The organism is Streptomyces sp. NPDC031365, assembly GCF_055569765.1.
Genome location: NZ_JBVIIM010000012.1, coordinates 124257 through 138150, shown reverse-complemented (window position 1 = coordinate 138150; position 13894 = coordinate 124257). Strand labels below are relative to the sequence as shown.

9 protein-coding genes and 1 pseudogene are annotated in these 13894 nt (G+C 71.9%); 5 read left to right on the top strand and 5 right to left on the bottom strand.

Annotation, left to right across the window (positions count from 1 at the left end; all coding sequences use genetic code 11):
• The first annotated feature begins 31 nt into the window (after window positions 1-31).
• Window positions 32-1777: a sensor histidine kinase gene (locus tag ACZ5C2_RS19695; RefSeq protein WP_468792581.1), complete on the top strand. Its 1746-nt coding sequence runs from the start codon at window positions 32-34 to the stop codon at window positions 1775-1777.
• Window positions 1778-1787: 10 nt separating this feature from the next.
• Here ACZ5C2_RS19695 and ACZ5C2_RS19690 read toward each other — a convergent pair.
• The 4 genes and pseudogenes from ACZ5C2_RS19690 to ppdK form a co-directional block, all read right to left on the bottom strand.
• Window positions 1788-1937, bottom strand: a pseudogene (locus ACZ5C2_RS19690) (NAD(P)-dependent oxidoreductase); the annotation flags it as partial.
• 70 nt (window positions 1938-2007) lie between these two features.
• Window positions 2008-4650, bottom strand: coding sequence for a bifunctional acetaldehyde-CoA/alcohol dehydrogenase (gene adhE / locus ACZ5C2_RS19685; protein ID WP_468792578.1), 2643 nt, complete (start codon window positions 4648-4650; stop codon window positions 2008-2010).
• Between the two features lie 618 nt (window positions 4651-5268).
• Window positions 5269-5673, bottom strand: a complete 405-nt coding sequence (locus ACZ5C2_RS19680; protein ID WP_468792576.1) for a hypothetical protein — start codon at window positions 5671-5673, stop codon at window positions 5269-5271.
• A 101-nt stretch (window positions 5674-5774) separates the two neighbouring features.
• Window positions 5775-8471, bottom strand: a complete 2697-nt coding sequence (ppdK, locus tag ACZ5C2_RS19675; RefSeq protein ID WP_468792573.1) for a pyruvate, phosphate dikinase — start codon at window positions 8469-8471, stop codon at window positions 5775-5777.
• 541 nt (window positions 8472-9012) lie between these two features.
• On the opposite strand from ppdK, the gene pflB reads away from it, so the two are divergent.
• Window positions 9013-11271 carry a formate C-acetyltransferase gene (gene pflB / locus ACZ5C2_RS19670; RefSeq protein ID WP_468792570.1) on the top strand — a complete coding sequence of 753 codons (2259 nt, stop codon included), beginning with the start codon at window positions 9013-9015 and terminating at the stop codon, window positions 11269-11271.
• Window positions 11268-12014 (top strand): pyruvate formate-lyase-activating protein, encoded by a 747-nt coding sequence (gene pflA / locus ACZ5C2_RS19665; RefSeq protein WP_468792568.1) that lies wholly within the window; start codon window positions 11268-11270, stop codon window positions 12012-12014. The genes pflB and pflA overlap by 4 nt, the downstream gene beginning before the upstream one ends.
• 49 nt (window positions 12015-12063) lie before the next feature.
• Here pflA and ACZ5C2_RS19660 read toward each other — a convergent pair whose 3' ends face one another.
• Window positions 12064-12261 carry a twin-arginine translocase TatA/TatE family subunit gene (locus ACZ5C2_RS19660; protein ID WP_468792565.1) on the bottom strand — a complete coding sequence of 66 codons (198 nt, stop codon included), beginning with the start codon at window positions 12259-12261 and terminating at the stop codon, window positions 12064-12066.
• Between the two features lie 148 nt (window positions 12262-12409).
• Between ACZ5C2_RS19660 and ACZ5C2_RS19655 the strand changes: the two genes are divergently transcribed.
• Together ACZ5C2_RS19655 and ACZ5C2_RS19650 are read left to right on the top strand one after the other, a co-directional pair.
• Complete coding sequence (locus tag ACZ5C2_RS19655; protein ID WP_468792563.1) at window positions 12410-12799, top strand: BlaI/MecI/CopY family transcriptional regulator; 390 nt, start codon at window positions 12410-12412, stop codon at window positions 12797-12799.
• Window positions 12800-12804: 5 nt separating this feature from the next.
• Window positions 12805-13737 carry a M56 family metallopeptidase gene (locus tag ACZ5C2_RS19650; protein ID WP_468792560.1) on the top strand — a complete coding sequence of 311 codons (933 nt, stop codon included), beginning with the start codon at window positions 12805-12807 and terminating at the stop codon, window positions 13735-13737.
• The last annotated feature ends 157 nt before the right edge of the window (window positions 13738-13894 follow it).

The following is a 13894-nucleotide window of genomic DNA, read 5'->3' as shown; positions in this document are numbered from 1 at the left end:
GGTCGGCTGCTTGCCGGACGGTTGGAGGATCATGTTGGCTCGCTCCGAAGAAGGACGGCAGGCCCGGAGGCAGCTGCCCCAGCTCAAGCTGGATGAGCTGCTCGAGGAACTGCAGGCCCGTCTCGACGCGGCCCGGGGGACCCGGGACCGCGTGCACAGCCTGCTGGAGGCGGTGCTGTCCGTCGGCCGGGAACTGGAACTGAGGCAGGTGCTGTACAGCATCGTGGAGGCGGCGACGGCACTCGTGGACGCGCGGTACGGCGCGCTGGGAGTGATCGGTGCGGACGGCAAGCGGCTGTCGGCCTTCCACACCGTCGGTGTCGCGGACGAGCAGATCAGCCGCATCGGGGACTATCCGGAGGGACACGGCATTCTGGGGGAGCTGATCCACCGCCCCGAGGCGCTGCGTCTGCCGGTGCTCTCGGAGCACCAGTCCTCTTACGGCTTTCCGCCGAACCATCCGCCCATGAACACCTTCCTGGGTGTTCCCATCACGGTGCGGGACCAGGTCTTCGGCAATCTCTACCTGACGGAGAAGAGGGGCGGGGCGGAGTTCGACGAGGAGGACGAGTCGGTTCTGTCCACCCTTGCCGTGGCGGCCGGCGTGGCCATCGACAACGCCCGCCTGTACGAGGAGTCCCGGCTGCGCGAGCGCTGGTTGCGCGCCAATGCGGAGGTCACCCGGCGCCTCATGTCCGGCGGCGCCCAGGCGGACGTCCTGGGACTGATCGCGGAGCAGGCGCGGGAGATCATGGACGCGGCCCTGGCGGTGGTCGCGATACCGGTGAAGGACACCGACTCCCTCGCGGTGGAACTGGCCTTCGGGGAGAAGGCGGACCTGTACCGCGGCCTCGTGCTGCCGGTGGAGGGCACCCTCATCGGGCGGGCCTTCGCCGGCGACACACCGCTGACGAGCCCGGACATCACGCACGACGAGCGGGCCTCGGCAGGTCCACCGCGATTCACCGGGCTCGGTCCCGCCGTAGCGGTGCCCATCGGCTCCGGTCACACCGCCCGTGGCGTGGTGCTGCTCGTCCGCAAGGCGGGGGGAGCGGACTTCTCCGAGAAGGAGAGGGATCCGCTGCAGGCCTTCGCAGCCCAGGCGGCCGTCGCGATGGAACTGGCCGAACGCCGTGAGGACGCCGAGCAGATCGCTCTGCTGGAGGATCGTGACCGGATCGCCCGGGACCTGCACGACCTGGCCATTCAGCGGTTGTTCGCCACGGGAATGACGCTGCAGAGCGCGGGCCGCATCATCGAGCACCGGGAGGCATCGGGCCGGGTGCTGCGGGCCGTGGACGACCTCGACGAGACCATCAAGATCATTCGGTCGACGATCTTCGGCCTGCGCTCGCGCGCCGATGACGCGGCTCCCGGTCTGCGGGCCAGGGCGGTGCGGGGAGTCGGTGAGGCGGCCCCGCTGCTGGGTTTCGCGCCCAGCGTGCGCATGGAAGGACTGCTCGACACCCATGTCCCGAGGGAGACAGCCGACCATCTCATGGCCGTGCTGTCCGAGTCCCTGTCCAACATCGCCCGCCATGCGCACGCCGACCGCGCCGAGGTCGTCCTGGAGACCGACGGGAGCGAGGTGAGCCTCACGGTCACCGACAACGGCGTGGGCATACCCGCGGGCGGCCGCCGCAGCGGGCTCGCCAACATGGCGGAGCGGGCGAGGAAGCTGGGCGGCGACATGGAGATCGGCGACCGGGACGGTGGCGGTACCAGGCTCGCGTGGCGCGTCCCGGTGCGGGAGACGGACGGTCCCTCCGGGGAGTGAGCCCACTCGTGCGTGTGCGGTCGGGTGTGTCCGAGCCCAGGTTGACCAGCGTCCGGCCTGCGAGTGATGCGGTGGCGCTGCCGCGGATGTCGTACATCGACTGGTAGTCGGTGAGGCTGAGGATCACGAGGTCACTCGCTTCGACCGCCTCGCCAGGTGTGCGGCACGCCGGGGCCGGCCGGGGTCCGATGATCCCGGCCGGCCCGTGTCCGCCCTCAGGCAGGCCGCGTTCAGCCGTAGTAGGCCGCGCGCATGAGCTCCCGCATGTCGTCGAGCATGGGCATCCTGGGGTTGGCAGGCGCGCACTGGTCCTCGTACGCGTTGAGGGCCTGCTGCGGCAGCGCGTCGAGGAAGGCGCGCTCGTCGACGCCGAGCGCCCGGAACGACGGCTGGATGCCCACGGCCTCGCGCAGCCGCTCGACGGCGGCGGCCAGCGACTCCACTCCCTCCTCGGGTGACGCGGCGGGGAGTCCGAGGGTGCGGGCGATGTCCTGGAAGCGTTCCGGGGCCCGGTAGTTCTCGTACTTCGGCCAGCCGGTGAGCTTCGTGGGGACGGTGCCGTTGTAGCGGATGACGTGCGGCAGCAGGACCGCGTTGGTGCGGCCGTGCGCGACGTGGAAGGTCGCGCCCAGGGTGTGGGACATGGCATGGACGATGCCGAGGAAGGCGTTGCCGAAGGCCATGCCCGCGATGGTGCCGGCGTTGTGCATCTTCTCCCGCGCCTGTGGCGAGCCGGCGCGGTCGTTGACCGCCGCTTCGATGTTGTCGAAGATCAGGCGGATGGCGTGGAGTGCCGGGCCGTCGGTGAAGTCGTTGGCGTAGACCGACACATACGCCTCGATGGCGTGGGTGAGGGCGTCGAAACCGCTGTCGGCGGCCAGTGCCGGTGGCAGATCGGTGGTCAGCAGGGGATCGACGATCGCCACGCTGGGGGTGAGCGCGTAGTCGGCCAGCGGGTACTTCTTGCCGGTGGCCGGGTCGGAGATGACCGCGAACGGGGTCACCTCGGCGCCGGTGCCCGAGGTCGTGGGGATGCAGACCAGCCGGGCGCGGTCACCGAGGGCCGGGAAACGGAAGGCGCGCTTGCGGATGTCGAAGAACTTCTGCCGCATGTCCGCGAAGTTGACGTCGGGCTGCTCGTAGAGCAGCCACATCACCTTCGCCGCGTCCATGGGGGAGCCGCCGCCGAGCGCGATGATCGTGTCCGGGCGGAAGTCCCGCATCAGCCCGGCGCCGCGCTGTACCGAGTCGATGCTCGGCTCCGGCTCGACGTTGTCGATGACCTGTACGGTCACGGGTTCACGCCGCCGCTGCAGCACTCGCGTGACACGGTCGACGAAGCCGAGCCGCGTCATTGTCGCGTCGGTGACGACGGTGACGCGGTGCACGTCCGGCATGGACGTCAGGTAGCGGATGGCCTGCGGCTCGAAGTAGATCTTCGGCGGAACCTTGAACCACTGGAGGTTGTTGCGGCGGGTGGACACCCGCTTGACGTTGAGCAGCTGGGCGGCGGAGACGTTGTTCGACACCGAGGTGCTGCCCCACGAGCCGCAGCCCAGGGTGAGCGAGGGCAGCAGGCCGTTGTAGATGCCGCCGATGGCTCCTTGGGAGGACGGCGCGTTGACGATGATCCGTACGGTCTTCATGCGCTTGCCGTAGGCCTCGGCGAGGGAGTCGTCCTCGGTGTGGATGACGGCGCTGTGGCCCTGGCCGTGGAAGGCGACCATGTCGGCGGCCAGGTCGAAACCCTGCCGCGTGTCCCCGGCGCGCAGCACGGCCAGCACCGGGCAGAGCTTCTCGCGGGTCAACGGCTCGTGTGGGCCGACCTGTTCGGCTTCCACGAGGATGACGGACGTGTCGGCCGGTACGGAGAACCCGGCCTGCTCGGCGATCCACGCCGGGCTCTGGCCGACGGCGGCCGCGTTCACCTTGGGCTCGCAGCCGCCGCCCGAAGCGCCGGCGGCGGGAAAGAGGAACGCCTCCAGCTTGGACTTCTCCTCGGCGGTCGCCAGGTGGGCGTGCAGGATCCGGAACTCGGCCAGCGCGGCGTCGTAGATCTCGTCGTCCAGGATGACGGCCTGTTCGGACGCGCAGATCATGCCGTTGTCGAAGGACTTGGACAGCACCAGGTCATTGACCGCCCGTCGCAGGTTGGCGCTCCTGTGCACGTACGCGGGGACGTTGCCGGCGCCCACGCCGAGGGCGGGCTTGCCGGCCGAGTAGGCGGCCTTCACCATGGCGTTGCCGCCGGTCGCCAGGATCAGCGAGACGCCCGGGTGACGCATCAGGGCGCCGGTCGCCTGGACGGACGGTGTCTCGATCCACTGGACGCAGTGCTCGGGCGCGCCCGCGGAAACGGCCGCCTCGCGTACGATCCGCGCCGCTTCGGCGCTGCAGCGCTGCGCCGACGGGTGGAAGGCGAACACGACCGGGTTGCGCGTCTTGAGCGCCATGAGGGCCTTGAAGATGGTGGTGGAGGTCGGGTTGGTGACCGGTGTGATCGCGCAGATCACGCCGACGGGTTCCGCGATCTCGACGATGTCCTCGATGTCGTCGCGGGCGATGACACCCACGGTCTTCATGTGGCCCATGCTGTGCGTGACGTGCTCGCAGGCGAAGATGTTCTTCGTGGCCTTGTCCTCGAACAGGCCGCGCCCGGTCTCCTCCACCGCCAGCCGCGCCAGCAGGGTGTGCTGCTCCAGGGCGGCGACGGAGGCCTTCTTCACGATGTGGTCGACCTGCTCCTGGGTGAGGGCCTCGTAGTCGTCGAGAGCCTTGAGGGCCGCCGTCACCAGACGGTCCACGGCGACGGCGCTGTCGGTCGGCGCGTCGGTGAGGGCCTGGGCCGTGGTTCCTTCGTCGTGTCGGCTCATGCGGAGTGCGCCTCCATGGTCAGGGGCCGTCATGATGTACGGCCGCAGGTGGGGAGGCGGCGCCGTGAGTGACGGGCACCGCTCGCGATTCCACTGTCCCCCGGGTTCGCTGTGCCGCGCAGGCGCCGAAGGTCCCCTTCCGGGACCGTCCGTCCCGGACCGCGAGGGCCGGGCGGGCCGGGCCGCCGGGACGGGCCCGGCGTCGCGCGGTTGCCGAGGCGCAACGTCGGATCGTTGCCCACACCGCCCATGCTCTCCAGCCGCACAGCCGCACAGCCGCACAGCCGCACAGCCGCACAGCCGGGCCGACGGCGTCCGGCACCTACCGCGGCGGGCGGCTGCCCGCGGTGGACGAGGCGGGCCGGCTTCACCGAGGTCGTCGCCCGCCGCGGGGTGCGGCCCGGCGCTGCCGCCCGCCGCCGTCCGGGACGGTCTCGTCGTGCTCGGCTGCCGCGTACCGCGGGGCAGTCACCGCGCCGACCGTCGACGACGGCCGGCGCGGTGACGGAAACGGTGGTCCTCCAGCAGGCAGACGATGTCCTCGTCCCGGTTCGGCGGGGTCCGGACGCGGCCCGTCGTGAACCGGCCGACGGGGTGGGCCGTCGTGACCCTCCACCGTCATCCGGTGCCGGGGTGCTCCTGATGCCGCGGACCGCCGCGCCACGGTGGCGGCTCGGCCGTCCTGCGTTCCTCCTCCCGGCGGTGCGCCGAGCGTTCCGTGCGGCTGCGCAACCGGTCCTGAAGGCGGTCGGCGAGTTCCCGCGCGCTCGCCTCGCGGGCGTGCACGACGACCAGGTCGTCCCCCACCTGGATCTCGGCCCCGGCGAACCAGGGCAGCACGACGTGGGGGACCACGGCCCTGGTGACGCGGACCTCGCCGCTGACGGGCGGGAGCCCGGGACGTCCGAGCGCCGCGCCGACCTTCTGCCGCACGTAGGCGAGGGACGCCTCGTCCACGTCGCCGTCGGCCCGTACCCGTACGGCGACGGTGACGTCCCTTGTGCCGATGTCCTTGGCCGTCATGTGCCCACTCCTTCCGATGGTTGCGCAGTGGCTCCAGACTGCTGCCGCGTGCCGCCCCGGCCCAGGGCCGCCCGGCCCGGCTGTCGGGGCCGGGGGTCCCGTCACCGGCTGTCGCTCACCTCGGTGTTCTCCAGCGCGGCCCGTCCGGCTTCCAGCCGTGCCACCGGGACCCGGAACGGCGAGCAGGAGACGTAGTCCAGGCCGGCGGCGTGGAAGAAGTGAACCGACTCCGGGTCACCGCCGTGCTCGCCGCACACGCCGATCTTCAGGTCCGGCCGGGTGGCGCGGCCCTCGGCGACGGCGATCGAGACGAGCCGGCCCACGCCGTCCCGGTCGAGCGTCTCGAACGGGGAGACCGGGAAGACACCCTTGTCGAGGTAGGCGGAGAAGAACTCGGCCTCCACGTCGTCGCGGGAGAAGCCCCAGGTGGTCTGGGTCAGGTCGTTGGTGCCGAACGAGAAGAACTCGGCCTCCTCGGCGATCCGGCCCGCCGTCAGCGCCGCCCGGGGGAGCTCGATCATGGTGCCGACGGGGCAGTCGACACGGACGCCGGACTCTTCGGAGACGGCGGCCAGGACGCGCCGCACCTCGTCGTGGACGATGCGCAGTTCGCGGACGTCCCCGACGAGCGGGACCATGATCTCCGCCCGGGGCGTGCCACCGGCCCGGGTACGTTCCGCGACGGCCTCGCCGATGGCCCGTACCTGCATGGCGACCAGCCCGGGAATCACCAGGCCGAGGCGCACGCCCCGCAGCCCGAGCATCGGGTTCTCCTCGTGCATCCGGGTCACCGCGGTCAGCAGTTCGACATCGTGCGCGGCCGGCAGATCGCCGTGCGCCTCGACCGCGGCGATGCGCACCGCGAGTTCCGTCCGGTCGGGCAGGAACTCGTGCAGCGGCGGGTCCAGCAGGCGGATGGTGACCGGCAGCCCGTCCATCGCCCCGAGGATGCCCACGAAGTCCCGCCTCTGCAGCGGCAGCAGCGCCGCCAGGGCGCTGTCGCGCTCGGCGTCCGAGTTCGCCAGGATCATCTCCTCGACCAGCTTGCGGCGTTCGCCCATGAACATGTGCTCGGTGCGGCACAGCCCGATGCCCTGCGCACCGAAGCGGCGGGCCCGTGCGGCGTCCTCGGGAGTGTCCGCGTTGGCCCGCACCTCCAGCCGGCGGACCGCGTCGGCCCGCGCCAGTGCCCGTGCCACCGTGTCGACGACCCCGGCCGTTCCCCCGTCGGTGCCGCCGGTCTCCAGGAACCGCATGACCGCCGAGTCGACGAGGGGCACCGAGCCCGGATACACGGTGCCGGCGGTGCCGTCCACGGAGATGACCGTGCCCTCCTCCACGACCGTGCCGTCAGGGGCGGTGAAGCGACGGGCCCCGGTGTCGACGGTCAGTTCCTCGGCGCCGCACACACAGACCTTGCCCATGCCGCGGGCCACCACGGCCGCGTGGCTCGTCTTGCCGCCACGGCTGGTGAGCACCGCCTGTGCGGCGATCATCCCGGGCAGGTCGTCGGGGGTGGTCTCCTGGCGGACCAGGACCACCTTCTCGCCGGCCGCGGCACGCCGCACCGCCTCCGCCGAGTGGAAGACGGCCGCTCCGACCGCGGCACCCGGAGACGCCGGGAGTCCGTGGGCGAGCGGATCGCCGTGCTCCGAGGTGTCGAAGCGCGGGAACATCAGCCGGGCCAGCCCCTCACCGCTCACCCGGGCGAGGCTCTCGTCCGGGGTGATGAGTCCCTCGTCGGCGAGTGCGGCGGCGAGGGCGAAGGCTGCCTCGGCGGTGCGCTTGCCGACCCGGGTCTGGAGCATCCACAGCGTGCCGCGCTCGATGGTGAACTCGATGTCGCACAGGTCCCTGTAGTGCCGCTCCAGCGTCTCCATGTGCGCCCGCAGCCGAGCGTAGGACGTGGGGTCCAGGCGCTCCAGCTCGCTCAGGGGCACGGTGTTGCGGATGCCGGCGACGACGTCCTCGCCCTGGGCGTTGGGCAGGTAGTCGCCGTACAGCCCGGGGTGCCCGGTGGCCGGGTCACGGGTGAAGGCGACGCCACTGCCGGAGTCGGGGCCGAGATTGCCGAAGACCATGCGCTGCACGGTGACCGCGGTGCCCAGGTCGTCGGGGATGTGTTCGCGACGGCGGTACAGGCGTGCCCGCTCCCCGTTCCAGGACTCGAAGACGGCCAGGATCGCCCGGCGCAGCTGCTCGGAGGGGGACTGCGGGAAGTCCTCGCCGGTCTCCCGGCGGATCACGGTCTTGTACGTCTCCACCAGCTCGGCCAGGTCGGCGGCGTCCAGGTGCACGTCGTCCGGGGCGCCCCGCAGTTCTTTCAGCCCGGCCATCTCCCGCTCGAACAGCCCGGCGTCGACGCCCATGACCGTACTTCCGAACATCTGTACGAGGCGCCGGTAGGAGTCCCAGGCGAAGCGTTCACTGCCGGAGACCTTGGCCAGACCCGGGACGGAGTCGTCGTTCAGCCCGATGTCGAGGATCGTCTCCATCATGCCGGGCATGGAGAAGCGGGCCCCCGAGCGGACGGACAGCAGCAGCGGATCGTCCCGCTGCCCCAGCCGCCGGCCGGCGGCCTTCTCGACGGCCGCCAGGTGGTCGGAGACCTCGCGCGACATGCCCGAAGGCTCGCCGCCGGTGGTGAGGAAGGCCCGGCAGGCCTCGGTGGTGATGACGAAACCCGGCGGGACGGGCAGGCCGAGCCGGGTCATCTCGGCCAGGTTCGAGCCCTTGCCGCCGAGCAGGTCGGCCATCTCGCGACCGCCCTGGGCGAAGTCGTACACGTAGCGGACCATGACACCGTGCTCCTTCTCTAGGGGCCTGATACCTCCAGCGTCGGACCGGCGCGCCCCGGGCGCGAGGTGCCGGGGGACCCGGACGAGGGGCCGATGGGCCCCGTCGCCGCCTGCCGACGACAGAGGGCGAAGGGATCCGCGCGGGCGCTGTGCCGCCCCTGGGCGCCGGTCACGGACGGGTGAGCGAAGGCTCGAGGACGTCAGGGGGACCGGACACGATCCGGCCGCCCGGAAGGGGCGCACACGCCTCGCGACGCAGTAGCGGGGCCGGCTCGGTGCCACACCGGTCGGTGACCCACACCGGTCGGTGACCCACACCGCCCTCCACCACGTCGCCTGTCCCGCCGCCGTGGTACCGCATGTCCGAGCCCTCCGGTCGCTCGGCCGCCGACCGCCCGGCCTGCCCGCGTCCCCCGCCCGCCGAAGGTCCCGGTCCACGAGGGCCGGACGGAACGGGTGCGGTGTCCTGTCCGGCACTCCTCGCGATCCCCCCGGACGACGAGCATCGACGGTGAGAGCCCACCCGAGAAGAGGAGCCGTGATGACTGCGACCGTGACGGCCGTCCCCCGGACCACCGACGCCTGGCGGCAGTTCGCCGGGACGGGGTGGCAGGAGCGCATCGACGTGCGCGACTTCATCCAGGCCAACTACACCCCGTACGAGGGTGACGCCCGCTTCCTGGCCGGGCCGACCGACCGCACCCGCGCGGTGTGGGAGAAGGTCAGCGCCCTCTTCCCCGAGGAGCGGCGCCGGGGCGTGTACGACATCGACACCGCCACCCCCTCCACGATCACCTCGCACGACCCCGGCTACATCGACCGGGACCGCGAGCTGATCGTCGGCCTGCAGACGGACGCCCCGCTCAAGCGGGCGATCATGCCCAACGGCGGTCTGCGCATGGTGGAGGCCGGGCTGAAGGCGTACGGCTACGCACCCGACCCCTTCGTCACCAAGGTGTTCGGCTCCTACCGCAAGACGCACAACGACGGAGTCTTCGACGCCTACACCCCCGTGATGCGCGCCGCCCGCCGGGCCGGCATCATCACCGGGCTGCCCGACTCCTACGGCCGCGGCCGGATCATCGGCGACTACCGGCGTGTCGCGCTGTACGGCACCGCCCGGCTGGTCGAGGCCAAGCGCGCCGAGCGCGCCCTGCTGGACGCGCAGCCCTCCAGCCCGGACGTCATCCGCGACCGGGAGGAACTGGCCGAGCAGATCCGCGCGCTGGACGAGCTGACCGCGATGGCCGCCTCGTACGGCTGCGACGTCTCACGCCCCGCCGCGACCGCGCACGAGGCGGTGCAGTGGCTCTACCTCGGCTTCCTGGCGGCGGTGAAGGAACAGAACGGCGCCGCGATGTCGCTCGGCCGCACCTCCACCTTCCTGGACGTCTACCTCCAGCGGGACCTGGACGAGGGCACGATCGGGGAGACCCGGGCGCAGGAACTCATCGACGACTTCGTGATCAAGCTGCGGATCGTACGGTTCCTGCGCACTCCCGAGTACGACACCCTGTTCTCCGGCGACCCCACCTGGGTGACGGAGTCCATCGGCGGCATCGGCGAGGACGGCCGCCCGCTGGTCACCCGCACGTCCTTCCGCTTCCTGCAGACCCTCTACAACCTCGGCCCGGCCCCCGAGCCCAACCTGACCGTCCTGTGGTCGGCGCGGCTGCCCCTGGGCTTCAAGCGGTTCTGCGCGCAGGCCTCCATCGACACCAGCGCGATCCAGTACGAGTCGGACGAGCTGATGCGGCCGCGTACCGGAGACGACACCGCGATCGCCTGCTGTGTGTCGGCGATGGCGGTGGGCAAGCAGATGCAGTTCTTCGGGGCGCGGGTCAACCTGGCCAAGGCGCTGCTGTACGCGATCAACGGCGGCAAGGACGAGATGACCGGCGAGCAGGTCGCCCCCGCGGCGCCGGCGCTGACAGGGGAGTACCTCGACTACGAGGAACTCTCGGCGGCGTACGACCGGGTGCTGGAATGGCTGGCACAGACATACGTGGAGGCGCTGAACGTCATCCACTACATGCACGACAAGTACGCCTACGAGCGCATCGAGATGGCGCTGCACGACTACCCCGTGCACCGGTTCATGGCGTGCGGCATCGCCGGACTGTCGGTCGCCGTGGACAGCCTGTCCGCCGTCAGGCACGCGCGGGTGAAGGTCTTCCGGGACGCCACCGGACTGGCCGTCGACTTCCGCACCGAGGGGGAGTTCCCTGCCTACGGCAACAACGACGACCGCGCCGACTCGATCGCCGTCGACCTGGTGGAGTCGTTCATGGCCAAGGTGCGCGAGCACCCCACCTACCGCGGCGCCGAGCACACGCAGTCGGTGCTGACGATCACCTCGAACGTGGTGTACGGCAAGCACACCGGCAACACGCCCGACGGCCGACGGGCGGGAGAGCCCTTCGCGCCGGGCGCCAACCCGATGAACGGACGCGACCGGCACGGCGTGGCCGCCTCGGCCCTCTCGGTGGCCAAGCTGCCGTACGAGCAGGCCCGGGACGGGATCTCCCTGACCACGACCATCACCCCCGAGGGGCTCGGTCACGCTCCCGAGGAGCGCGCCGGCAACCTGGTCGGCATCCTCGACGCGTACACGGCCTCCGGCGGCTTCCACATGAACGTGAACGTCCTGAACCGAGCGGTACTGCGGGACGCCATGGAACACCCGGAGAAGTACCCGGAGCTGACGATCCGGGTTTCCGGTTACGCGGTCAACTTCGTCCGCCTGACCCGCGAGCAGCAGCTCGACGTGATCAGCCGCACCTTCCACGGATCACTGTGAACACCACGGTCAAGCCGGTGACGGGCCGGGTCCACTCCTGGGACCTGTCCACGGGAGTGGACGGTCCCGGGACCCGGTTCGTGCTGTTCCTCAGCGGCTGCCCGCTGCGCTGCCTGTACTGCGCCAACCCGGACACCTGGCACATGCGGGACGGCAAGCCGGCCACCGTCGACGAGGTGATGGCCGAGATCGGGAAGTACCGGGCCTTCCTCACCACCGCCGGCGGGGGAGTCACCCTCACCGGCGGTGAGGCGCTCCTCCAGCCGGCGTTCACCGCCGCGGTCTTCCGCCACTGCAAGGAGCTCGGTCTGCACACCGCTCTGGACACGTCCGGTTTCCTCGGCGCCCGCGCGAGCGACGCCCTGCTCGCCGACACCGACCTGGTGCTGCTGGACATCAAGTCCTTCGACGCGGGCACCTACCGCAGGCTGACCGGCGGCGACCTCGCCCCGACGCTGGAGTTCGCCAGGCGCCTGGACCGGCTCGGCGTCCCGGTGTGGATCCGCTACGTACTCGTACCCGGCTGGACCGACGACCCGGCCGCCGTCGACGGCCTCGGCGGCTTCCTGGCCGGCCTGGGCAACGTCGACCGGGTGGACGTCCTGCCGTTCCACAAGCTCGGCGCCCACAAGTACGACGCGCTGGGCATCCCTTTCGCCCTGCGCGACACCGCCGGCCCGGATACGGACCTGACCGAGCGGGTGCGCGGACAGTTCCGGGCACACGGCTTGCGGGCCCTGTAGCGCGGGCCGTACCTGATGTCGTCGCCGGAGGCGGAGCCAGGGATGCGGCTTACGGCCTGCCGTCCTGCGGCGGCGTGGCACCCGGGTACTCGGTCCGCTCGGGTGCGGGCGACCTCAGGGCGCGGGTCTCGGCCTTGAGGATGCGGGCCGACTTGCCTGCCGAGCGGACGAGTTCCGGGAGTTTCCTGGCGGCGAGGACGGCGATGACGACGATGAGGATGACGGCCAGCTCGCTCAGTCCGAACATGGAAGTCCTGCTCCTTCTCCGGGGCCCGGGTCACGGCTCTACATCACTGTAGAGCACGTGTGGGCCCCTGTGGGCCGCGCGGGATACCGGGACGGCGTCGATACGATGTCCGCCCGGGAGACCGGGGGTGGCGGAAGGGAGTCAGGGCGTGACGGAGCAGCGGCAGCGTTCCCGGCGGCGGGGGCAAGGCGAGCTGGAGGCGCTGATCCTGTCGGCGTTGCGGGAGGCGGACGGCCCGGTGACGGCCGGCTGGGTGCAGGAACGCCTCGGCACCAACCTCGCCTATACGACCGTGATCACCATCCTGACCAGGCTGCTGGCCAAGGGCGTTGTCACCCGTACGCGCGCGGGCCGGTCCTTCGCGTGGACACCCGCGTCGGACCACGCCGGCCTGGCCGCGCACAAGATGCGCAAGGTGCTGGACGCCGAGAGCGACCGGGAGGCGGTGCTGGCCAGCTTCGTCACCGGCCTCGGGCCGGACGACGAACGCCTCCTGCGGGAGCTGCTGGGCCGGCCGGGGAACGACGGGGAAGACTGACCGCCATGGGGGTGTTCGTCTTCCTGCCGCTGGTGCTGCCCCTGACCGCCTGGCCGATCGCGCGCCTCGCCGAGCATCATCTGCACCCGCGCACCGCGACCCGGCTGCTGACCGGGGTGGCCGCGGTGATGGCGGTCTGCAGCACGGTGTGCCTGGGGCTGGTCATGGTGGTCGGCACCGCCCAGCTGCCCGGCAACCCCCTGCCCGACGGCTGGTCGGACCCCGAGGTGCGCGCCGCGGTCCCGTACGACGAGGTCGTCGGGAAGGCCGCGATCCCCGCCCTGTGCGCGGTCCTGGTGGCGTGCGGCCGGACGCTGTGGCGGCACCGCCGGGTGCGTCGCCGCGCCCACCGGGCGCTGGCCGGGCTGCGGGAGACCGAGGTGGCGGTCCTCCCGGACGGCGTGCCGTACGCGTACGCGCTGCCGGGCGGGCGACGGGACCGGGTGGTGGTGACCACGGGGCTGCTCGAGCACCTCGGACCGGCCGAACGCCGGGCGTTGTTCGCGCACGAACGGGCCCATCTCGCCGCCCGGCACCACCGCTTCCTTCTCGCGGTCCAGCTGGCCGCCCGGGCCAACCCCTTCCTGCTGCCACTGCGGACGGCGGTGACGTTCACGGCGGAACGGTGGGCGGACGAGGACGCCGCGCAGGCGGTCGGCAGTCGCAGCGTGGTGGCGCACGCGATCGGCAGGGCGGCCCTGGTGTCGCGGGGCCTTCCGGTCCCGACCCTGGCGGGCTTCGCCGCGGCCGGTCCGGTGCCGCGCCGGGTGGCGGCCCTGCTGCGGCCCGCCCCGGCGGTGCGATGCTGGCCGTCACTGTTCACCCTGGTGGGGCTGGCGGCGTGGGGCGCCGCCGCCGGGGCCGCCGTGTCCGCGATGTCGTCGGCGAACTCCGCCGTGACGATGGCCCTCATCCTGTACGCGGCCACACCCCTGTGACCTGACCCTGACCGGCGCGGGCCCGCCACGTGCTCCGGCCCGGCCGGCCCGCGGGTCCGTACGGAGGCTGCGGAGGATGCCGCCGACGGGTCGGGTGGTCCGCGTGCTCGGTGGGGCGGCGTGGCCGGGAGTTCCTGTCGCCCTTGTCCGGGGTGGA